At 49.4% G+C, this 20,912-nt stretch carries 22 protein-coding genes; 21 read left to right on the top strand and 1 reads right to left on the bottom strand.

Annotated features, from left to right (window positions below; genetic code table 11):
• The first annotated feature begins 229 nt into the window (after positions 1 to 229).
• From I8U21_RS10255 to I8U21_RS10220, 9 genes are all read left to right on the top strand, one after another.
• The gene (locus I8U21_RS10255) at positions 230 to 979 is read left to right on the top strand and encodes an IclR family transcriptional regulator (RefSeq protein ID WP_198053842.1); all 750 of its coding nucleotides are present in this window, start codon (positions 230 to 232) and stop codon (positions 977 to 979) included.
• A 203-nt stretch (positions 980 to 1,182) separates the two neighbouring features.
• A complete protein-coding gene (locus tag I8U21_RS15390) occupies positions 1,183 to 1,551 on the top strand; it encodes a DeoR family transcriptional regulator (protein WP_483316387.1) in 369 nt (122 codons plus the stop codon).
• Positions 1,490 to 1,756, top strand: coding sequence for a hypothetical protein (locus I8U21_RS15385; protein WP_483316386.1), 267 nt, complete (start codon positions 1,490 to 1,492; stop codon positions 1,754 to 1,756). The genes I8U21_RS15390 and I8U21_RS15385 overlap by 62 nt, the downstream gene beginning before the upstream one ends.
• A 102-nt stretch (positions 1,757 to 1,858) precedes the next feature.
• Complete coding sequence (locus tag I8U21_RS10245) at positions 1,859 to 2,575, top strand: 7-carboxy-7-deazaguanine synthase QueE (RefSeq protein ID WP_370527065.1); 717 nt, start codon at positions 1,859 to 1,861, stop codon at positions 2,573 to 2,575.
• Positions 2,576 to 2,590: 15 nt separating this feature from the next.
• Complete coding sequence (gene queC, locus I8U21_RS10240; RefSeq protein ID WP_181731593.1) at positions 2,591 to 3,283, top strand: 7-cyano-7-deazaguanine synthase QueC; 693 nt, start codon at positions 2,591 to 2,593, stop codon at positions 3,281 to 3,283.
• 5 nt (positions 3,284 to 3,288) lie between these two features.
• Complete coding sequence (locus I8U21_RS10235; protein WP_198053841.1) at positions 3,289 to 3,696, top strand: 6-pyruvoyl trahydropterin synthase family protein; 408 nt, start codon at positions 3,289 to 3,291, stop codon at positions 3,694 to 3,696.
• The gene (gene queF / locus I8U21_RS10230) at positions 3,693 to 4,184 is read left to right on the top strand and encodes a preQ(1) synthase (RefSeq protein WP_181731595.1); all 492 of its coding nucleotides are present in this window, start codon (positions 3,693 to 3,695) and stop codon (positions 4,182 to 4,184) included. The genes I8U21_RS10235 and queF overlap by 4 nt, the downstream gene beginning before the upstream one ends.
• Before the next feature lie 56 nt (positions 4,185 to 4,240).
• Positions 4,241 to 4,684, top strand: coding sequence for a BrxA/BrxB family bacilliredoxin (locus tag I8U21_RS10225; RefSeq protein ID WP_181731596.1), 444 nt, complete (start codon positions 4,241 to 4,243; stop codon positions 4,682 to 4,684).
• Between the two features lie 104 nt (positions 4,685 to 4,788).
• Complete coding sequence (locus I8U21_RS10220; protein WP_198053840.1) at positions 4,789 to 5,874, top strand: glycine-rich domain-containing protein; 1,086 nt, start codon at positions 4,789 to 4,791, stop codon at positions 5,872 to 5,874.
• A gap of 80 nt (positions 5,875 to 5,954) precedes the next feature.
• On the opposite strand, the gene I8U21_RS10215 is transcribed toward I8U21_RS10220, so the two are convergent.
• Complete coding sequence (locus I8U21_RS10215) at positions 5,955 to 6,674, bottom strand: alpha/beta hydrolase (protein ID WP_181731598.1); 720 nt, start codon at positions 6,672 to 6,674, stop codon at positions 5,955 to 5,957.
• Between the two features lie 280 nt (positions 6,675 to 6,954).
• Here I8U21_RS10215 and I8U21_RS10210 point away from each other — a divergent pair, with 280 nt between their 5' ends.
• The 12 genes from I8U21_RS10210 to I8U21_RS10155 all read left to right on the top strand — a co-directional run bounded on the left by I8U21_RS10210 (position 6,955) and on the right by I8U21_RS10155 (position 20,640).
• Entirely contained in the window at positions 6,955 to 8,313 is a 1,359-nt protein-coding gene (locus I8U21_RS10210) for a YjiH family protein (protein WP_181731599.1), read from the top strand.
• A gap of 132 nt (positions 8,314 to 8,445) precedes the next feature.
• A complete protein-coding gene (locus I8U21_RS10205) occupies positions 8,446 to 10,386 on the top strand; it encodes an AMP-binding protein (RefSeq protein WP_181731600.1) in 1,941 nt (646 codons plus the stop codon).
• Between the two features lie 361 nt (positions 10,387 to 10,747).
• Complete coding sequence (locus I8U21_RS10200) at positions 10,748 to 11,323, top strand: hypothetical protein (RefSeq protein ID WP_332307411.1); 576 nt, start codon at positions 10,748 to 10,750, stop codon at positions 11,321 to 11,323.
• Positions 11,324 to 11,345: 22 nt separating this feature from the next.
• Positions 11,346 to 12,410 carry an anti-sigma factor domain-containing protein gene (locus I8U21_RS10195; protein WP_198053839.1) on the top strand — a complete coding sequence of 355 codons (1,065 nt, stop codon included), beginning with the start codon at positions 11,346 to 11,348 and terminating at the stop codon, positions 12,408 to 12,410.
• A 70-nt stretch (positions 12,411 to 12,480) separates the two neighbouring features.
• Positions 12,481 to 12,744 carry an AbrB/MazE/SpoVT family DNA-binding domain-containing protein gene (locus tag I8U21_RS10190; protein WP_037996279.1) on the top strand — a complete coding sequence of 88 codons (264 nt, stop codon included), beginning with the start codon at positions 12,481 to 12,483 and terminating at the stop codon, positions 12,742 to 12,744.
• Between the two features lie 154 nt (positions 12,745 to 12,898).
• Positions 12,899 to 13,672, top strand: a complete 774-nt coding sequence (locus I8U21_RS10185) for an enoyl-CoA hydratase-related protein (protein ID WP_181731603.1) — start codon at positions 12,899 to 12,901, stop codon at positions 13,670 to 13,672.
• A gap of 85 nt (positions 13,673 to 13,757) precedes the next feature.
• The gene (locus I8U21_RS10180; RefSeq protein WP_232337616.1) at positions 13,758 to 14,915 is read left to right on the top strand and encodes a Leu/Phe/Val dehydrogenase; all 1,158 of its coding nucleotides are present in this window, start codon (positions 13,758 to 13,760) and stop codon (positions 14,913 to 14,915) included.
• A 9-nt stretch (positions 14,916 to 14,924) separates the two neighbouring features.
• Entirely contained in the window at positions 14,925 to 15,995 is a 1,071-nt protein-coding gene (gene pdhA / locus I8U21_RS10175) for a pyruvate dehydrogenase (acetyl-transferring) E1 component subunit alpha (protein ID WP_198053838.1), read from the top strand.
• Positions 15,995 to 16,972: an alpha-ketoacid dehydrogenase subunit beta gene (locus I8U21_RS10170; protein ID WP_198053933.1), complete on the top strand. Its 978-nt coding sequence runs from the start codon at positions 15,995 to 15,997 to the stop codon at positions 16,970 to 16,972. The genes pdhA and I8U21_RS10170 overlap by 1 nt, the downstream gene beginning before the upstream one ends.
• A 13-nt stretch (positions 16,973 to 16,985) precedes the next feature.
• Complete coding sequence (locus I8U21_RS10165) at positions 16,986 to 18,158, top strand: dihydrolipoamide acetyltransferase family protein (protein WP_198053837.1); 1,173 nt, start codon at positions 16,986 to 16,988, stop codon at positions 18,156 to 18,158.
• A 114-nt stretch (positions 18,159 to 18,272) separates the two neighbouring features.
• Positions 18,273 to 19,637 carry a cytochrome ubiquinol oxidase subunit I gene (locus I8U21_RS10160; RefSeq protein WP_198053836.1) on the top strand — a complete coding sequence of 455 codons (1,365 nt, stop codon included), beginning with the start codon at positions 18,273 to 18,275 and terminating at the stop codon, positions 19,635 to 19,637.
• Positions 19,621 to 20,640 carry a cytochrome d ubiquinol oxidase subunit II gene (locus I8U21_RS10155; RefSeq protein ID WP_198053835.1) on the top strand — a complete coding sequence of 340 codons (1,020 nt, stop codon included), beginning with the start codon at positions 19,621 to 19,623 and terminating at the stop codon, positions 20,638 to 20,640. The genes I8U21_RS10160 and I8U21_RS10155 overlap by 17 nt, the downstream gene beginning before the upstream one ends.
• Positions 20,641 to 20,912 lie beyond the last annotated feature (272 nt).

The following is a 20,912-nucleotide window of genomic DNA, read 5'->3' as shown; positions in this document are numbered from 1 at the left end:
TAAGTTCTAAATTCGTCTTCATTATACAATGTTTTTTTAAACTTGTATAGACTCTTTATAAAAAATGCAAAAAAACGGACAAGTCAGACGGTTGTTCTTTTGCAAAATCACATAGAAGGGCCGATCTCTTTGTTTTCTGTCAAAATTTCCGTTTTCTAATGGAAAAGAGAGGAGTATAATATTTGAAAAATGAGTTTCACAGAGTGAAACACGGGGGAGAGACTTGATTTTGAGTGGAGAAAAAAAATCGACAGTCCGAGCAGCTGAGCGTGCACTGGATATTTTGTTGTGCTTTGTGGATGAAACCCGGCTGGGAATGACGGAAATCGCCGAACGCACTGGATTGAACAAAAGCACGGTGTTTCGTTTGCTGGCCACCTTGGAGAGCAAAGGATTTGTGAAAAGAGACCTGGATACCGAAAAATATCAGCTGGGTTTCCGGATTTGGGAGCTTTCCGCCCATTTGAACCGGTCCAAGGATCCTGCCGTGCTGTTCTTGCCGGAAATGGAGCGGCTGCGGGATGAATTGGATGAGACCGTCAGCTTGTATGTTTATGACGGCATCGAGCGGATCCGCATTCAGGCTGTCGAGAGCAATCAGGCGATTCGCCGGGTGGCTCCGGTCGGGGTCCGGATGCCGCTTACCGTCGGGGCTTCCAGTAAAGTTCTGGTTGCATTCGCGGAGCCGGCGCTGTTGCAAAAAGTGCTGGCCGAATCCGAATGGCCGGACCATGTGGAAAAGTCTGAATACCTGAACCAACTGAAACAGATCCGGAAAGACGGTTACGCGGTGAGCATCGAAGAAAGGGAAGCCGGAACAGCCGCGGTGGCGGTCCCGATCTTTTCCCGCCGGGAAAAATTGGTGGCGGCGCTCGCCGTGTCGGGGCCGGTTTCCCGGATGAATGTGGACAAGATGGAGCAATTCGTCCCGTATATGATGGAAGCGGCGGGAAAAATGGGGAAAATGATAGGGGATTGAGCAGAAAAAAAGCCCGAGGTTTCTCGGGCTGACAAAATTTAGAGAACGGGAAAAGATCACGCCCGCTGAAGGTCACGCTCCATTCCCGCTGATCCTGTGAGCTTCTTTTTAAGTAATTATAAGCAATATCGGCACGGATGTCGAGTGTTATGTCTTATAATTACTTATGATCGCTTATCACCGGGTGAAAGGAGGGACGAGGGGTGTATCAGGAAGAAAGAATGATGATGATTTTGCGCCATTTAAAAAAACATCACCGGATCAGCGTTCAGGAGATTTGCGGGATGTTCGGGGTTTCCCGTGACACAGCACGCAGGGATTTGGTGAAATTGAGTGAACAAAATGCCATCATCCGAACGCGGGGCGGGGCCATTTTGCCGGTTCTTGAAAAAGAAGTCGACAGTTACAAAAAACGCGTGGGGCAGAAAAGCGAAGCCAAAGCAAAGATCGGGCGGCTGGCCGCCGCAACCATCCAACCCCGCGACCCTCCGCCATTTGCAGGAGTTCCGGGTGAACAAGTGTTTGATGGGCGGCGGGGGAATCACCAAAGACGGGATTTTTGTCAAGGATGAAGAGGAAGGCCAGGTTGTCAAACAGATGATTGCCTGTTCGGAACAAGTGATCGTGCTGGCCGATCACACAAAATTTGGAAAGCAGTTTTTTTATCAAATCTGCCGTTTGGAAGATGTTGATCTTTTGGTGACGGACCGTTTGCCGGATCATTGGAAAGAATGTCTGGAAAAAGCTAATGTGGAGTGGCACGTTGCAGAAGGTTGACCCAAGCATCGCTTGCCCGAAAACGTTTGCTTTTGATAGCATGACAAAGTAGAATATAATTTTTGTGATGTCTATATTTTTTGCAGGAGAGAAGGTGCCCTTTTGCAACCAGATTCCGGATCCGTAAAAGATCCCAAACTTCCGATGGTGGAAATTTTTCAAACCGTTGAAGGGGAAGGGACCCGTGCCGGATTTCCCACCACGTTTGTACGGTTGTTTAATTGCAACCTGCGCTGTACCTGGTGTGATACACCTTACAGCTACGCCCCTTCCAAACCGGAATATTTTGCGCGGGTTTCCGAAATCGTAAAGGAAGTGAAAAAGTTTCCGCACCGGTTCATTTGCCTGACGGGCGGTGAGCCGTTGATGCATGGATATAAATCCGAACGGTTGATTGAAGCATTGGCCGAGATTGACCATATCGAGGACATTCACATTGAAACCAACGGCGCGATCCATTTGAAGCCGTTTGCGGAGTTAAGGCAAAACCATGAAGCGGCAAGACAAAAAGTCCGGTTCATTTTGGATTATAAATTGCCGGGAAGCGGCGAAAACAAGCGGATGATCGAAGAGAATTTCGCTTATTTGAACGATGCCGACGAGGTCAAATTTGTGATTGCCGGGGAAGAAGACTTCAAGGTGGCCAAAGAAGTCGTCCAAACCAAGATGAAAAAAGGAATTCCCTTGTTCAGTCCGGTGTGGGAATCGATGAAACCGGCAAAACTGGTGGATTTGATCTTGAAGCATCAATTGACACAGGTGAAATTGAGCCTGCAGATGCACAAAGTGATTTGGGACCCCGACTTGCGCGGGGTATGACAGGAGGGATAACGGGTGGAAGAAAAAGCTGTGATTGTGTTGAGCGGCGGATTGGACAGCACGACATGCATGGGGATTGCCCGCGAAGAAGGTTTTGCGCTGTATCCGATCACCTTTTATTACAACCAGCGCCATGGCAGGGAAGTGGAGCAAGCCAAGAAAATCGCCCAACACTACGGAGTGGGCCACCGTCATAAAATTGTAAACGTTTCTTTCCTCGGCGAAATCGGCGGCAGCGCCCTGACGGATCAGACGATGGAAGTGCGGACCGGGGGAGTGGAAGGAGATATTCCGGATACGTATGTGCCTGCCCGCAATTTAATCTTCCTGTCACTGGCATCGGCTTATGCGGAAGTGATCGGGGCCAGACGGATTTATACTGGGGTGAGTGCGGTGGATTACAGCGGTTATCCCGATTGCCGCCCCGAATTTATCCGTTCTTTCAGCGAAACGGTCAATTTGGCGACCAAAATGGGCGTATCCGAAAAAATTGAGATCCGGACGCCGCTGATTCATTTGAGCAAAGCGGAAACCATCAAAAGAGGGCTTGAACTGAACGTTCCTTATGAACTGACCACTTCCTGTTACCTGGGGGGAGAGGAAGCGTGCGGGGAATGCGACAGCTGCCTGCTCCGCCTGAAAGGGTTTAAGGAGAATAACGTGACGGATCCCATTGCTTATAAAAAAATCCCTGAACAATTAAGGTGATAAACATGCGCGGCAAATACACGATGGTGAAACACTTTTGGATTTCCTGCGCCCACAGCATTCCGGGGGCCGGGAAATGTGAAAGGATTCACGGGCACAACTATAAAGTCACTTTTTGTGTGGAAGGGTTTGAGTTGGACGAAAAGCATATGTTGATTGACTTCCGGCAAGTGAAACATGCCATCGAGAAAAAGTATGACCATCACTATTTGAATGATTTTCCGGAGTTTGATCCCGATCAAACCGGAGTGGCCCCGTCCACCGAGAAAGTGGCGGAGGTATTTTTCCGGATTATTGAAGGCTTGTGCCGACAAAAATCGAATCAACCCCGGTGCAAATGGGTTGAAGTCGAAGAAACTAATGAAGCTTATGCCCGTTTTGAACGTGTGGATGAACAGGAGGAAAAGTCATGAGCGACAAGTCGAAAGAGGAATTGTCCCTGAAAGCGTTGGGGAATGAAACCACTTACCATTTCGAATACAACCCCGATTTGTTGGAGACGTTTGACAACCGTCATCCGGGGACGGATTATTTTGTGAAGTTCAATTGCCCGGAGTTCACCAGTTTATGTCCGATTACCGGCCAACCCGACTTTGCAACCATTTATCTCAGTTATGTTCCGGACCAAAAACTGGTGGAAAGCAAGTCGCTGAAGTTGTATCTGTTCAGTTTCCGCAATCACGGCGATTTTCACGAAAACTGCATTGTCACGATCATGAAGGACTTGATTGAGAAACTGGATCCCAAATATATCGAAGTGTGGGGGAAATTTTTACCCAGAGGCGGGATCAGCATCGATCCTTATGTGAACTACGGAAAGCCGGGAACCCGGTGGGAGAAAATCGCCGAACAGCGTTTGGCGCAGCATGACCTGTATCCCGAAAAAGTGGACAACCGGTAAATGTTTCTTTTCTCCGTTTTCCGATTGGGATAGAATAGGGGGGAGGAGGGTTCAAAATGAGTGAAAACTTCTATATTCTGCAAATGCAGCAGATGGTTCAACATATGCGTGATGAATTGACCAGCGTCGGTTTCAAAGAGCTCCGGACTCCGGAAGAAGTGGATGAAGCCCTGCAGGGGGAAGGAGCGAAAGGAACCACCTTGGTGGCGGTGAACTCGGTTTGCGGTTGTGCAGCCGGCCTGGCCCGCCCGGCAGTGGCTCTTTCTTTGAAACATGACAAAGTCCCGGATCACTTGTATACCGTTTTTGCCGGACAAGACCGGGAAGCCACGGAACGGGCCCGTTCATATTTTGAAGGAATGCCCCCGTCTTCGCCATCTTTTGCCTTGTTGAAAGACGGGAAGCTGGTGCACATGGTGCATCGCCACGATATTGAAAACGTCCCGCTGGAGGAAATTGCCAAGAACCTGACGGATGCTTATGACCGTTTCGTGGATTAAATTTACAAAGTCTCCCCTGTGTGAAAGATAGGGGAGTTTTTTTATAGGTACATAGGCGGCAGGGTTTTTTTTCATTAAAATAAAAGGGAAAGGATGGTGAAGGAATGGAATTGATCGCCTTTTTTTTGGTGGCTTTGTTTATCATCACATCGATCATTGTGAATGTCTTGTACCGCTCGGCGAAAAAAGTAAACCATAAAAAGAGTTATGTGCTTGGAGATCTGGGGGTTCAGCCCCGGCCGCAGCTGCAGGAGGATGTTCAAGCACTGGTGCAACATTTGGAACATTCATTTCAAGAAAGTTATGTGGAACGGGTCAAAGAACGTGTGATCCGTGAATATAAAATCAGTTTGACCGAATGGGAAAACCGTTTTTTTGAGTGGAAACGATATTTAATTATGACAGCCATCCTGAAAAAAGTGCCGATGTACAGTCATGAAGTCGATGAGATTTGGCATGAAATGCTGATGTTTACCAGGGAATACGAAAAGTTTTCCAACCGTTTCCTGGGCACGACTTTGCATCATGAGCCCAATGTGCCGGGGCAAACGGTGAGTGAAAGTGAGAAAAGTTTTTTTGATTTAATCTATTTGCTTTTGTTTCGTCCGACCCCGTACAGCCGCCACACTTGGGGGGATTTTTTCCGGCAACCGCTTTCCAAAGCGCTTTTGGATGACATTAAGCACTGCTCGGATTTGGAATTAAAGGATCAATACTTTAATCCGCACACCGTGAAAAATTTGGAACCGGCAGCCCGTGTCATGGATAACATGATCCGGCTTTTGAAACGAAAATTGGAGGAAGTCGAAAAGCATGTGGTGAATCAGGGAACCTCCATCAAAGAATTCCGCCGCCATTTCAAAAAAGATTCCGGTCCGTTCAAAGAAGGCGATCCGGTCCATGGCGCGATTTTCCTTTCGTTATACCATGCCGATGCATTCCATGAAAAATACCACGAGCTCTGTAAAAAATCACTGGAAGACGATCATGGTTCCGTGGTTTACGCCAAAAAACGGACAGGCAATGATCACAAATCTTCCGGCACGGAATATTTTTGGGAAGACGTCGGAGGTGGCGACACAGGACCGGATTCGGGGAATGACGCGGGAAGCGGCTCCGGCAGTGACTCTTCGGGAGGAAGTGACGGCGGAAGCAGTTGCAGTGGCAGTAGTTGCGGAAGCAGTGTTTGAAGCAAGCCGGTGAAAAGGAATGGAAGCATCCGGTAAAAAAACAGCCATCTGTGGGGCGCACGGATGGCTGTTTTTATGATTCAGGACGAAAAAAAGGTTTTCAAGACATCCGGGAGATCCCGTTGCCAGAAGCCCCAGGTGTGATCTCCGTCTTTTTCTGCATATTGCACCCGGGCTTCCTTTTCTTTTAAATAACGGTGGACTTCCCGGTTGCGGGCCAAGAGGTCCAGATCCCCCATATGGGTGGGAACTTTCGTTTCAGAGGTTCCGACCGATTGATAGATGCGCAGATGGGAAAGCGTGTCTTGCCGCAGGATTTCTTCACAGGTTTCTTCCAAAAAGGCTCCCGACTGGGTAAAGACATTGACCACCTGCTCCGGATGTTGCAAGGCAATGTGCAAAGAAACCGTTCCACCCAGTGATGAACCGCCGATCACCAGCTTCTCTTTTTCACGGGAGACGGGATATTTATCACGAAGCAATGGAAGGAGTTCTTCCATCACCATTCGGATATGTCCGGATTGTTGTTTTCCAACAGGGGAGTATTGCGATGTCCGTTTCTTTTTGTCCACCGGAATGGCTGCCATGGCAAAGGGCTTCAGCTCCCCGTTTGCAATCATTTGGGTGGCCTGAGTCACCACACGTCCCAAGTTGAAGTAATCAGGCCCGTCATGAAGGAGGACCAGCGGATAGTTCCGGACGGATGATGGTTCTTCTTCGGGAAGAAAAATCAGGATTTCTTTTGTTTCATCGAGATGTTTGCTGTCAAGTACTTCTTTTTTGATGGTCCGCTTGATCATGTTTGTATAGTCCCCTTTTGGATGAAAGTGGTTTAATACTACTATACCTTATTTTTGTTATATTTTCCTATTGATTATTTATATCGTATTTTTGTATATTTATACTGTGTTATTGAAAAAATAATATTGTTATCCATTTATATCTGTTTTTTATCTGTATAAACAATTCATATGGATCAAATTGGTCGGAAAAATATATCTTTTCTTTTTTATAAAATAATTATAAGATTTATGTATCTATGTTTTATCTATACGCAAATATTGAGGTGATCCAGTCGATATGGAAAATGTTCAGAAAGGGACGCGCCCGGTGACGAGCTATTTGAAATTTATCATCCCATCTATCATCGGTATTATCTTATTTATGATTCCGATCTCCATCGGGGGGGAAATGACCATTCCTGTTGCCATGCTGGCCAAATGGTTGCAGGAGTTGCTGGCGGATGTCCTCCCGGCTTTGGCAACGGTCCTGATCTTGGTTTCTGCAGTGCTCACGCTCATTGGATCTTTTATCAAACCAACTTGGATCATGGATCGCCCCTTTTTAAAAAGTTTGTTTCACGTGTCGGTTTTTTGGGCGGTCACTCGTGCTTTGGGAGCGGTATTGGCCGTGCTGACGCTGTTTCAGTGGGGACCGGATTGGGTTTGGTCGGAAAATACAGGCGGTTTGTTGCTGTATGACCTGATTCCCGTATTGTTTACAGTGTTTATTTTTGCCGGACTTTTCATGCCTTTTTTGATGGATTTTGGATTGCTGGAAATGACCGGAACGTTGTTGACACGGTTGATGCGTCCGTTATTCAAACTTCCCGGACGGGCTTCCATTGACTGTCTGGCATCCTGGCTGGGGGATGGAACGATCGGGGTTTTGCTTACCAACAAGCAATATGAAGACGGCTTTTATACCAAGCGGGAGGCGGCCGTTATCGGAACGACGTTTTCCGTGGTGTCCATCACTTTTACCATTGTCGTTTTGGAACAGATCGGATTGGGGCATTTGTTCGGGCCTTATTATTTAACCATTTCCTTATCCGGGTTGGTGGCGGCGATTGTTTTGCCGCGGATCCCTCCGTTGTCCCGGAAAGAGGATACGTATTATGACGGGTTGAAAGGGAACCTGAATGAAACGTTTCCGGAAGGCTTTTCCGTGTGGCAATGGGGTTTGCACCAAGCCGTGGAACGTGCGCGCAGCATGCAGTTTAAAAAAGTTTTTCAAAACGGATCCAAAAACATCTTCGATATGTGGCTGGGCGTCTTGCCGGTTGTGATGGCTTTTGGAACCACCGCAGTGATTATCGCGGAATATACCCCGTTGTTTAAATGGCTGGGATTGCCGTTTGTCCCGATTTTATCCTTGTTGAACATCCCGGAAGCACACGAAGCGGCCCAAACGGTTGTGGTCGGCTTTGCGGACATGTTCCTTCCTTCCGTGATTGCAAGCGGAGCGATTGAAAGCGAATTGACCCGGTTTGTCATTGCCTGTCTCTCGGTGACCCAATTGATTTACATGTCCGAAGTGGGCGGGCTGTTGTTGGGTTCCAAAGTCCCCGTTGATTTTAAAGATCTGGTGATTTTGTTCCTGCAGCGTACGTTGCTGACGTTGCCCATCATCGCCTTGATGGCTCATCTGATTTTTTGACGGAACCCGGGCGGGCTTTCTGTGCTAAAAGCAGAAAGCCCTTTTTTATGCGTATATCTATTTTGCTTAATCTTTTAAATACATTTAAAATAATGATGAGTCATTTTATTTGAGATAGGAGTGATATGGGCGATGAGTCATGAACCGGCCTGGGTTCCAACCCCCGGACAGATGAAAAAAACCCGTCTTTATCAATGGATGAACCGGCTGGGTTATCAGGATTATGACGCTTTTTACCGGGACAGTGTGAAAAATATTGCCTGGTTTTGGGATGAAGCGGTCAAAGATATGCAGTTGAGATGGCAGGTTCCGTATCGTCAAGTGATGGACATGAGTGACGGCATTTTATGGACCCGCTGGTTTGTTGGCGGGAAACTCAATATTTCGGAAAATTGCTTGGACCGGTTTGTCGATGATCCATCGTCCCGTCACCGGATTGCGTTGATCTGGGAAGGCGATAACGGGGAGTGCCGGAAATATTCGTACCGGGATTTATGGCTGGAAGTGAACCGGATTGCAGGAGGGTTGCAAAAGCTGGGTGTGAAGCCGGGAGACCGGGTTGCCATATACCTGCCCATGATTGCGGAAAATGTGATTGCCATGTTGGCGGTCGCCAGGATTGGTGCGATTTTCATCCCGTGTTTTTCCGGATACGGCGCCGATGCGGTGGCCACCCGGATTCAAGGATGCGAGGCCAAATGGCTGATCACGGCGGACGGGTTCTACCGGCGGGGAAAATTGGTCCGGATGAAAGAGGAAGCCGATCTGGCCGCGGATCAATCGCCATCTGTCGAGAAAGTGATTGTGGTGCGGCGGGCCAACCGGGAGTGCCCGGCAAGGGACAGGGATGTGGATTGGGACCGGTTGCGGACAGATTTGAAAGCGCTGTCACCCCATCCCACGGCGGCGGATGATCCCGTGATGATCATTTATACTTCCGGGACCACCGGCAAACCGAAGGGAACGGTCCATGTGCATGCGGGGTTTCCGGTGAAAGCGGCTTTTGATGCGGGATACATGTTTGATGTGGGACCGGGGGATGTGTTGTTTTGGGTGACGGACATGGGGTGGATGATGGGCCCCTGGATGGTGTTCGGTGCTTTGATGATGGGAAGCACCATGATTGTTTATGAGGGAACGCCGGATTACCCGGCACCGGACCGTTTGTGGCAGTTGGTCGAAAAAAACGGGGTCACTCACTTGGGAATCTCCCCGACCTTGATCCGGGCGTTGATGAAGCACGGGGACAAGTGGCATGAAAAATGGGATTTAAGCAGCCTGCGCGTTTTCGGTTCCACGGGGGAGCCTTGGAATCCGGAGCCGTGGCATTGGCTGTTTGAACAAGTCGGCAAAAAGAAAGTGCCCATTTTCAATTATTCCGGCGGGACTGAAATCTCCGGCGGCATTTTAGGCAATCATTTTTTCAAGCCCATTGTTCCGTGCGGGTTTGCCGGCCCCATTTTGGGAATGGATGCCGAAGTGTTTGATGATTCGGGCCGCCCGGTCCGCGGGCAAGTGGGGGAGCTGGTTTTGCGTCAGCCATGGGTCGGCATGACGCGAAGCTTCTGGCAGGATGACCGGCGGTATGAACAAGCTTATTGGAGCCGCTGGCCGAATGTATGGTTGCACGGGGACTGGGTGTATATCGATGAGGAAAACAACTGGTTTATCACCGGACGTTCGGATGACACGCTGAAAATCGCTGGAAAACGGTTGGGGCCGGCAGAGATGGAATCGGTTCTGGTCAATCATCCCTTGGTGGCGGAAGCGGCAACCATCGGGATTCCGGATGCGGAAAAAGGGGAGAGTGCCGTCTGCTTTGTCGTCTTAAAAGGCGGGACAACCGAAGGGTTGGAAGAGGAGCTGATCCGGTTTGTGGCCCGCAAAATGGGAAAAGCATTAAAACCAAAGCGGGTATGGGTGGTGGACGAATTGCCCAAGACCCGGAATGGAAAAATTTTGCGCCGCGTGATCCGGGCCGCCTATTTGGGAGAAGACACCGGTGATCTGTCTTCGCTGGAAAACACGGAGACCGTTGAGGCGATCCGCCGGTTGGCCGGGAACGAAAAATAAGATTTTCATAAATATGATAAAATATATATATTTGAGTGATTCATGAATTTGCTTACCTTGCGGAATGAGCCGGTTTTTGGTTCATTCTGTTTTTTGTTGTTGATAAAATGATCGCTTTTGTCTATATAATGGAGGGAATGATCCGTGATACAATGATACTGATCCATGAAATGGACAGAAAAACAGAGAAGCCGTGCGAATGAATACATAGGAGAGGTGTCGGTATTGCATGTTCCGGGGAACAGATTTAGAAACACGTGTGCTTCAGGTGCAAGAAACACACTCTCCAGACAAACGAGACGATCTGCTTAGGGAACTGGAACCACATGTGCGCAGAATCGCTTCACGTGTTTGCAGGAGGGTGATCACTAAGCAGGATGACGAGTACATGATCGCTTACAAAGCTTTGGATGAAGCGATCAGTGGCTACAGCTCAGGATTTCAGGCAACATTCATGTCCTTTGCGTACAAAGTGATCCATCGGCGGTTGGTGGATTATTTCCGGCAAGAGGCAAAGCATCAGAAAACGGTGCCGCTTTTGACTTCCGGGCCCAATGAGGAAGAGATCCAAAACCAGGAAGTGGTGGCCAAAGCCTTTGAAAGTTACCGGGATGAAGAACTGAGCAAAATGCGCCGCCTTGAGATCGAAATTTTTAAAAAAGCGTTGGCCAAGCAAGGGATCACTTTGGATGAATTGGTCAAAAAAAGCCCGAAACACCGGGATACACGCGAAAATTTATTCCACGTGGCGAAAAAGCTGGTGTCTGAGAAGGAGCTTTTGCACAAATTCCTGCACCAAAAAAAGCTGGATAAAGAGATTGCCTCATATTTGGGAATGCATCGCCGAACTTTGAATCGGCACAGAAAATACCTGACGGCTCTTACCATTGTCATGACGGAAGATTTAACCCTTGTGCGAAGTTATTTGGGTCTGTAAGGGTAAGAAAGGGGGCGAATGAATGCGGAAAGGAGTTATCATGGAAGTTCGGCCGCGCCATTGGATTGTGATGACACCGGATGGCGAGTTTGTTCGTGTGCCGAGAACAAACATGGAACTGACCGTGGGAGAAGAAGTGGAGTTTCCCTTGGTTGTGAATCGTTCTTCCGCATGGAAGAGAAAGCCTTGGATTGCGGCGATCAGTGCCGGCGTGGCAGCGATGATCGGAATGTTTTATGTTCTTCCCCAATTTTCGCCTTCCAAGGAAGCCCATGCAGAAGGATATATTTATTTGGATGTGAATCCAAGCATTGCAATTGGAATGGATAAAAACAAACATATCACCGAGGTCAAACCCTTAAACAAATCCGCTTTAAAAGTGCTTGGCGGTAAAAGTTACAAAAACGAGCAAGTGGACGAATTTGTGGAACATTTTTTGGATGAAGCGAAACAACAAGGTTTCTTGCATCCGAAAGACCAAATTGTTTTATCCGGTTACAACGATGAAGAAACCAGCGTGAGAACGTTACAAGAGATTGAAACCATGATTGACGAGGAAAGCAAAGAAGAGAAACTGGAATTGCTTGTTCATACGCTGACGATGCCGAAATCAGTGAAGAAAAAAGCAGATGAAACCGGTTTGTCCCCGGCGAAATATGCCGTGTGGATGATTGCAAACAAAGAGGGGAAAAACTTGGATGTCAAAGAGATGGAAGAGATTCCGATAACTCAACTGGCTGAAGACATCAAGCCGGTATCCGATCTTCTCAATCGGCCGCCATCGGAAGAAGAATGGGAAAGCATCATCAAAGATGAGAATCAACCCAAAACGGATCACAAAGACGATGCCCCCGCCAAACAACCTGACAAAACCAGCAATGACTCTTCTTCGGGTTCCACCCGTGATCCGGCTTCGGATACGAATAAGGAGGAACCTGCCAACAAGGAGGAACCGGAGAAAACCGATTCCCAATCTCCATCAAAAGATCAGGATCAAAAACCGAAGCCTGCAGATGAAAAAACAGACTCCTCTTCCGATTCAAATGCGTCGGATCCGAAAGAGTCCAACATGGTGACGGATGAGTAAACCGTTGAACAGGGGTTGCAAGCTGACACCTCCCACCAGCTTACAACAGAAATGAGAGGGGCCGATTTCGATGAAAGGGACTGGGATCGTAAGAAAAGTGGATCATCTGGGAAGGATCGTATTGCCAAAAGGCCTGAGGGATCTTTTGAATATTCATCCCAGCGACGGTGTTGAAGTGTTTGTGGATGATCAATATATCGTGCTGAAAAAATACGAGCCCAACTGCATTTTTTGCGGGAGCCTGGAAGAAGTGATCTACTATCGCGGAAAAATGATTTGCAAAAAATGTGTAGAGGAAACATCCAAGGTGATGATGAAAGGAGCGCCTGAGTAAGGGCGCTTTTTTTGATGCATGTCTTCTTTATCCCATAACCGCTTCACCGTGACGGACTGACAAACAATCGCTTGTTTGGTAAAATGAAAACATATAATAAATAAATAATTTTTCGAAAAATGAAATCGCTTTCTTTATAAGGAGGAATATTCCAATGGATCAGGAAATGCTGTTGCTGGAAAGGATGGAGCCGATCGCAAAAATAACGCTGAATCGTCCGAAGTCACTCAATGCCTTAAACTCCGGCCTGATGAAAAAACTGGCCGATGAACTGGAAGGGCTGGACCGGGACGAAGCGATCCGGGTGATTGTTTTGACCGGAAGTGAAAAGGCTTTCGCGGCGGGAGCCGACATTAAAGAACTGTCTGAAACCAGGCCGGTCGACTTTGTGATGAAACAATTTTTCCGGGATTGGGAACGGATCCGTAAAATCTCCAAACCTTTGATTGCGGCTGTCAACGGTTATGCATTGGGCGGAGGCAATGAACTGGCGATGTGCTGTGACATGATCATTGCTTCCGACGCGGCTCAATTTGGACAACCCGAGATTTTATTGGGAGTGATCCCCGGAGCCGGGGGAACACAGCGTCTGACCAAAGCAGTCGGAATGAAAAAAGCGATGGAAATGATTTTGACCGGAAAGAGCATTTCGGCAGAAGAAGCCCTGAAGTGGGGACTGATCAATCGTGTGGTTCCGGCGGAGGATTTGGAAAAAGAGGTGCTGTCTTTGGCAAAAGAGATTGCAGAAAAGCCGCCGGTTGCTGTCCGGCTGGCCAAACAAGCGGTTTTAAAGGCCCAGGAACTTCCCTTGGAACACGGTTTGAATTTGGAACAAAATGCTTTTTTCCTGCTCTTTTCCTCCGAAGATCAAAGTGAGGGAATGCGGGCGTTTTTGGAAAAAAGAAAACCGGTTTTTCGGGGGGAATAAGATCACACTTCCGGTTTTGGGCATATGATGAGTTGAAAGATTTTCAGGCTTGTCAGTCAACTTGTTCAAAGTGGAGATGATAAGAATGGGAAGCATGAAAATCAATGAACAAAAGCGGGGATCTTTGCTGGAGGAAGCGAAGATGCGCGACGTGTTTGAAATGATGGACCGCTATGGCCACGAGCAGGTCATTTTTTGCCGTCATCCGCAAACCGGTCTCAAAGCGATCATCGCCTTGCATAATACAACCGCGGGGCCGGCTTTGGGTGGATGCCGTATGATCCCGTATGCTTCGACGGACGAAGCCTTGGAGGATGTTTTGCGGTTGTCCAAAGGCATGACCTATAAATGCAGTCTGGCGGATGTGGACTTTGGCGGGGGAAAAATGGTTATCATCGGCGATCCGAAAAAAGATAAATCGCCGGAGTTGTTTCGCGTGATCGGCCGTTTTGTGGGCGGGTTAAACGGCCGTTTCTATACCGGAACCGACATGGGAACCAATCCGGAAGATTTTGTCCATGCCGCCAGGGAATCGAAATCTTTTGCCGGATTGCCGAAATCGTACGGCGGAAGCGGGGACACATCCATTCCAACCGCGCTCGGGGTGTTTCACGGAATGCGGGCCACCGCCCGGTTTTTATGGGGGACGGATCAGCTGAAAGGGCGTGTGGTTGCCATCCAGGGAGTCGGCAAGGTGGGAGAGCGCTTGTTGCAGCTTTTGGTCGAAGCGGGGGCTTACTGCAAAATTGCCGACATCGATTCGGTGCGATGCGAACAGCTGAAAGAAAAGTATGGCGACAAGGTCCAATTGGTGGATGTGAACCGGATTCACAAGGAGAGTTGCGATATTTTCTCGCCTTGCGCCAAAGGCGGCGTGGTCAATGATGACACCATTGACGAGTTCCGTTGCCTGGCCATTGTCGGATCCGCCAACAACCAACTGGTGGAAGACCGGCATGGGGCACTGCTTCAAAAACGGAGCATTTGGTATGCACCCGATTATCTGGTGAATGCCGGCGGGCTGATTCAAGTGGCTGATGAACTGGAAGGCTTCCATGAAGAGAGAGTGCTCGTCAAAACCGAAGCGATTTATGACATGGTCCTGGATATTTTTCACCGGGCGAAAAATGAGAATATTCCCACTTGTGAGGCAGCGGACCGGATCGTGATGGAGCGTTTGAAAAAGTTAACCGATATTCGCCGGATCTTGTTGGAGGATCCCCGCAACAGCGCAAGGAGGTAAAAATCATTGATGAAACTGATGACCGAGGAGGATGTCCGCCATCTTGCCCCGGATGGCCGTTTGACGGAATCGGGAAAGGAAATCTGGAACCGGCTGAGTGTGGAAAAGAAAAAAGACTTTTACCGGTGGATGGCCTTCGTCCGCCATTTTGACAGGCGGTCGGTTTTCTTGCAACGGCAAGGGAGAATCGGAACCTATGCGCCTTTGGAAGGGCAGGAAGCGGCGCAGGTCGGAAGTGCCTTGGCCCTGCAAAAACAAGATTGGATTTTTCCGAGTTACCGGGAACACGGGGTGGCGATGATTGCCGGAATGCCGTTGTCGCAAATTTTGCTTTATTGGATGGGCAGGGTCGAAGGGTGCAAGGCTCCGGAAGAAATTCGCTTATTGCCGCCTTCCGTGCCGATTGCCACCCATCTTCCGCATGCGGTCGGGGCGGCATGGGCATCGAAATTGAAAAAAGAGGACAGCATCGCGGTTTGTTACTTTGGGGACGGTGCCACATCCGAAGGGGATTTTCACGAAGCTTGCAATTTTGCAGGGGTTTTCAACATCCCGGTGATTTTTTTCTGCCAAAATAACGGTTATGCCATCAGTGTGCCGTTTTCACGCCAGTCGGCGTCAAAAACGGTGGCCGAAAAGGCAAAAGCGTATAACTTCCCGGGAATCCGCGTCGATGGAAATGACGTTTTGGCCGTGTATGATGTGATGTCCAAAGCCGTCGCGCGCGCCCGGGCCGGGAAAGGCCCCACTTTGATCGAAGCCGTGACTTACCGCTTCGGTCCTCACACCACGGCCGATGATGCCACGCGGTACCGTCCGCCGGAAGAAGTGGAAGAATGGGTGAACGAAAAAGATCCTTTGCTGAGATACACCCGCCTGTTGAAAAAGGAAGGGTTGTTGACGGACGAAGAGGAGAAAACGTGGGAAGAAACCTGCAAAGAGAAAATGGATCAAGCGATTTCCCGGGCGGAAAAAGAAGAACCGGCCCCTCCCGGGCATATGTTTGCGCATGTGTATGAAACCTTGTCCGCAAATGAAAAGAGACAAAAACAGCAGCTGGAAGAGAGGGATCACCGTTGATGAAACCAAAAACCATGGTGCAAGCCATATGCGATGCATTGAAGGTGGCATTGGAGAACGATCCGCGGGTGATTCTGCTGGGGGAAGATATCGGGAAAAACGGAGGGGTTTTCCGCGCGACGGAGGGATTGTGGGAATTGTTCGGAGAGGAGAGGGTGATGGACACCCCACTTGCGGAAGCGGGCATCATCGGATCCTCGATCGGACTGGCTGTGGGCGGGTTTCGTCCGGTGGCGGAAGTGCAATTCATGGGTTTTATTTATCCGGCGATGGAACAGCTGGTGACGCATGCCGCGCGCTTGCGGACAAGGACACAAGGGAGGTATCCGGCGTCCATGGTCGTGCGCGTTCCGTATGGCGGGGGGATCCGGGCGCCCGAATTGCACTCTGATTCCACGGAAAGCTTATTTGTCCACATTCCCGGATTGAAAGTTGTCACGCCTTCAACTCCGAAAGATGCCAAAGGGCTTTTGCTTGCTGCCATTGAAGATCCGGATCCGGTTTTGTTTTTGGAACCGATGCAGTTGTACCGGTCGGTGAAAGAAGAAGTTCCGGAAGGATGGTATGAGGTTCCGATCGGTCAAGCGAGGAAAGTGACGGACGGGGAAGATGTCACCCTGATTGCATGGGGAACCATGGTGCCGGTGGCGAAAAAAGCGGCAGAAGCAGCGAAAAAAGAAGGGATCTCCTGTGATTTGATTGATCTGCGTTCCTTGTCTCCGTTGGATGAAGAGACGATTATTCACTCTGTCAAAAACACGGGACGGGTCGTCATTGTCCATGAAGCTCCCCGGACCGCCGGGGTAGGAGCGGAGTTGACGGCACTGATCAATGAACAAGCTTTTTTGTATCTGGAAGCCCCGGTGACCCGGGTGACGGGTTATGACGTGCCGGTGCCGATGTATGCCTTGGAAGATGATTTCCGCCCGGATGTGAAACGGGTGTACCAATCGATTTGCCAAGTCGTTTCTTATTGAGGGGGGAGAAGAAGTGGCAGTGAAATTTTGTTTGCCGGATATCGGCGAAGGGGTGACGGAAGCCGAAATTATCCGCTGGCTGGTGAAAGAAGGAGAGAGAATCGAAGAAAATCAACCGGTTTTGGAAGTGCAGACCGACAAAGCGGTGGTGGAATTGCCTGCGCCTGCCGGCGGAAAAATCATGAATTTGAAATGGACCGAAGGGCAAGTGGTTCCCGTTGGGGAAGTTTTGTATGAAATGGAAGAAGACGAAACCGCTCCTTCCCCGGTGGCTCTGCAGAAGAACAAGAAAAAAAGAGTTTTGGCAACCCCCTCCACGCGGCGTCTGGCCAGGGAACACGGTGTGGATATCAATGAAATCAAGGGAACGGGGGAACATGGTCGGGTCACCAAAGAAGATGTCCTCCGCCACGTGAATCAAAACAAGGAGAGCCCGGCCCCCGGCATCTTCCTTCCGAAAGCGGAAGTTCCCGCCCCGGAAGTGGTGGAGGAAGATTTGTCGCCGACACGCAGGGTGATCGGGGACCGGCTGCTTTATTCGGTTACCCGCAAGCCGCATGCCACCCATTTTGATGAATTGTCGGTGGACGGATTGGTCCGGTGGTACGAACAACAAAAACAAGCTTCGGCCGGCGATCCGTCAGTGCCCAAATTGACGTATATGGCCGTTTTGGCGAAATTGGTCGCCGTGACCTTGAAACATCATCCACGGTTTAATGCCCATTATGATGAGGAAACTCAGCGCATCCGGCAGTTTTCATCCATTTCGCTGGGGATGGCAGTGGATGCCCCGGGAGGACTCGTCGTTCCGGTGATTCAGCAGGCGGAGCAAAAAAGCATCGACCAGCTGGCAGAAGAGATCGGAAGATTGACCAGACTGGCCAGAGAAGGGAAGCTTTCGCCGGGACAAATGAAGGGAAGCACCTTCACCATCAGCAATGCCGGGGCTTTGGGGGGAGAATGGGCAACCCCGATCATCCAGCCCCCGGAGGTGGCCATTCTTGCTTTGCACCGGATCGCGGAAAAACCGGTCGTGGAACATCACCAGCTGACCGTCGGGTGGCGGATGAACGTCTCGCTCAGTTTTGATCACCGGGTGTTGGACGGAGCCGATGCCATCCGCTTTACACAAACATTAGGCGAATATACCCGCGATCCCGGAAAGTTGTTGCGGGAAATGGTTTGATAAAACGGGTTTTGAGGTTTTGAAGGAAGGCTTACCCAGTAAGTCTTCTTTTTTTTGCATAAAATTTCCTGATGCAATCAAACTAAGACAGACGGTGAGACGAGGAGGATTGGTATGGATCAGGTTACCATGGCCCGAATCTTTTTTGGGACTTCTTTGGCTTTTCACATCATCTACGCCACGTTGGGAATCGGTTTGTCCGCGATGGTTTTTGTGAGCGAATGGCTCTTTTACAAAAGAAAAGATCTTCACTATGCGGTCATGGCAAAGCGGTGGACCAAGTCGGTGGCACTGCTTTTGGGTGTGGCCATTCCGAGCGGGACCATTGTGGCTGTCCAGCTTTCGCTGTTGTGGCCGGGATTTATGAAAATTGTCGGTCAAGTGATCTCGGTACCGTTTCAGATCGAAATTTATGCATTCTTTTTGGAAGCGCTCGCCTTGTCCATTTATGTTTACGCCGCTGACCGCCTGGCCCCTTTGTGGCGGGTGATTTCCGTGTTTCTGGTGGCTTTCGGCGCCGCGGCTTCGGGCATTTTGATCACGTCGGCAAACACTTGGATGAATACCCCTGCGGGGTTTGACATGAAACCGGACGGGACGGTCTACAATGTGGATCCATGGAAAGCTTTTTTTAATCCGAGTTTTGGAAACACCGCTTATCACGTGGTGGTCAGTGCGCTCATGACCGGAGCTTTTGTAATCGTTTCTGTGGCCAGTTACCGCTTGTTGAGGGGGAGGGCCGCTGAACGTCCCGTTCATCAAAAAGCTTTGTTTTTCTCGTTGATTTTAGCGTTTGCCATGTCGTTTTTGACGGCAGTTTCCGGACATGGATCCGCACAAAATTTGCATCAATATAATCCGGAAAAGCTCGCCGCTTCGGAAGGATTGTTTGAAACCCGGCGTTATGCCCCCTTGATCATCGGTGGTGTGGTGGATCAAGAGAAAAGAGAAGTAAGAAACGGGATTGAGATCCCTTACATGCTCAGCTTTTTGGCAGGAGACCGGTTTGACACGGAAGTCAAAGGTTTGGAAGAATTTCCGGAGGAAACCTGGCCGCCGGCCTATGTGCACACCTTGTTTAACATCATGGTGGGGATCGGTGTCCTCTTGCTGGCTCTTTCCGCTTTGGCCCTTTATTTTTGGTGGAAACAACGGGAGGCCAAGGAAAAAAATCTGCCCCGCTGGCTGTTGTGGTTACTGGTTGCATCCGGGCCCTTATCCATACTGGGGATCGAATTTGGCTGGATTTTCAGCTGCAGCGGCCGGCAACCCTGGACGATTTACGGGGTGCAAACCACGGCGGAAGCGGCAACCAAAGCCGGAAACCTCGGTTTCCTGTATATCCTGTTTGCCGCGGTATACTTGTTGTTGAGTTGGATGTTGGTCAAAGTGATGATCTCCTATTTCCGGCGCCATCCCCTCGAAGAAGACCTGGAACAAATGAGACAAAAGGGGTATTCCTATGGAGCAAACTATTGAACCGTCCATTGCCATTTTGTTGATCTGGATGCTTGTCTTCGTCTACAGCATGGCCGGATCCATCGATTTTGGAGCCAGCTTTTGGGCGATGCTTTATAATCAAAAACGATCCAAAGCCGGACAAGTGGCCAACCGGTTTTTATCTCCCACCTGGGAAGTGACCAATACGATTTTGGTGTTGTTGGTGGTGTCCACCGTGGGCTTTTTCCCGAAAGCGGCTTATATGCTGGGAACGGTGCTGTTGGTTCCGGTCAGCATCATTTTGTTGCTGATTACCTTGCGCAGTTCCTTTCTGGTGTTGTCTTATTCGGCAGGGGGGGCAGCCAAAGGGCTCCGGATTGTTTCGGGCATGACCGGCTTGTTTGTCCCGGCGCTTTTGATCAGTGCGTTGCCGGTGACGGAAGGCGGCTTTATCCGGGAAACCGGAGGACAGATCATAATGTTGTTTGATAAGTGGTTAACCAGTCCTTCCGTGTATTTGTATATGTTGTTCGGGCTTGCCTCGGAGTTGTTTTTGTCTGCTTTGTTTCTCGCGGATTATTCCAGGGAAGCCAATGATACGGAGGCTTATGCGATGTACCGGAGGCAAGCTGTCTGGCTCGGGCCGGTGGCCATCGTGGCGGCGGTTTTGACGCTCGTTTTTTTGGAGCCGGAAGCGGAGTGGTTGTTGCAAAGGCTCAGCGGACAGTTGAAACTGTTTTTGTTCTCCATGATTTGTTTTTTGATCGGGTACCTCTTTTTATGGCGGGGAGGCCGGAAGATCCGGCTGGCGATTATTTTTATATTTTTACAATATGCGTTTGCCACGTTTGCTTACGGAATTGCCCATCTCCCGTATATTGTCTATCCTTACTTGACGGTCGGAGAAGCATTTACCAACATCAACACCTTTTATTCCCTGCTTAAAATCCTTGGTGCGGGGATTGCCCTGCTTCTGCCGGGATTCCTGATTTTTTGGCGTTTCTTCCTGAAGGATAAACGTTATTTGCAAAAGCAGGAATAGGGAACATAAAATTTTTTAAAAAAATGTCTTGCACAATTCGTCGATTTATGTTAGATTATTTCTTGTCGCCGCGAGGCGGTGGACAAAAGGAAAACGACGCACCTTGAAAATGAGATATGGAAGAAGCATGACGAGGTTGAAGAGACTCGTATGACGAGAATCTTCACACGTCGCTTGTCAAGTTGCAATCACCGGGAGAAGTAATCTCCAAGAGAGCCAGTAGGGTAAGCTACTAAGGGCACACGGTGGATGCCTTGGCGCCAGGAGCCGAT

The sequence above is a fragment of the Thermoactinomyces sp. CICC 23799 genome, from assembly GCF_016055145.1.
Classification (GTDB): domain Bacteria; phylum Bacillota; class Bacilli; order Thermoactinomycetales; family Thermoactinomycetaceae; genus Thermoactinomyces; species Thermoactinomyces intermedius.
The sequence above is the reverse complement of the archived record's forward strand: the minus strand, read 5'-3'. Positions and strand labels throughout refer to the sequence as shown.